Source organism: Kineosporia rhizophila (assembly GCF_021277265.1).
Taxonomy (GTDB): Bacteria; Actinomycetota; Actinomycetes; order Actinomycetales; family Kineosporiaceae; genus Kineosporia; species Kineosporia rhizophila.
Map to the genome: position 1 here is coordinate 1 of NZ_JAJSOH010000074.1, position 874 is coordinate 874.

The following is an 874-nucleotide window of genomic DNA, read 5'->3' on the forward strand; positions in this document are numbered from 1 at the left end:
CTTAGAGCGTGTCTCATTTGGGCAGTTTCTTGTAGCAAGTAATGGCTGCCCCAAGCGTGAGAAACGCTGCGAAGTGGGAGGCCCTGCGTTCGTAGCGGATGGTCAGGCGGCGATAGCCGGTGAACCAGGCCATGGTTCGCTCGATCACCCAGCGATAGCGGCCCAGGCGTTCGCTGGACTCGATGCCCTTGCGGGCGATACGGGGAACGATCCCGCGCCGGCGCAGCCAGGAGCGGATCTCGATGGAGTCGTAGGCCTTGTCAGCGTGCAGCTTGGCGGGCTTGCGCCGGCGTGGGCCGCGTCGGGACCGGACCGCGGGAACGGCCCTGACCAAGGGCTTGAGGGCCTGGTTGTCGTTGGTGTTCGCGGCGCTGACGGCCACGGCCAGGGGCAGACCGTTGCGGTCGGACAGGGCATGGATCTTGGAGCCGGGCTTGCCCCGGTCGACGGGGCTGGGCCCGGTCAGAGATCCCCTTTTTTGGCCCTCACGCTTGCGGCGTCCACCACGGCGCGGGACCAGTCGATCTCGCCGGCTGCTCCGAGTTCATCCAGCACGGCTCGGTGGATGCGTGGCCACAGCCCGGCCGCGGTCCATTCGCTGAACCGACGGTGCGCGGTCTGGTACTTCACTCCGAACGACGGCGGAAGGTAGCGCCAGGCAACGCCACTGGTCAGCACGAACACGATCGCCGTGAACATGGCCCGGTCGTCCACCCGCGCCCGGCCGCCACCCTGCGGACGCGTCGGCGCCGACGGGATCAGCGGCTCCACGATCGCCCACAACTCATCCGGGACCAGACGCCGAGACAGATCATCCACGCCGCCAGATCATGCCAAAACGGCTCACCGCTTCCAAATGAGACACGCTCTTAGG

1 protein-coding gene is annotated in these 874 nt (G+C 67.0%); it reads right to left on the bottom strand.

Annotated features, from left to right (window positions below; all coding sequences use genetic code 11):
* Window positions 1–13: 13 nt before the first annotated feature.
* Window positions 14–810, bottom strand: a protein-coding gene (locus tag LWF15_RS35780; protein WP_408624708.1) for an IS5 family transposase whose coding sequence is annotated in 2 segments (ribosomal slippage) — window positions 14–480 and window positions 480–810 — 798 coding nt in all. Because the reading frame shifts where the segments join, the coding sequence is not laid out codon by codon here.
* Window positions 811–874 lie beyond the last annotated feature (64 nt).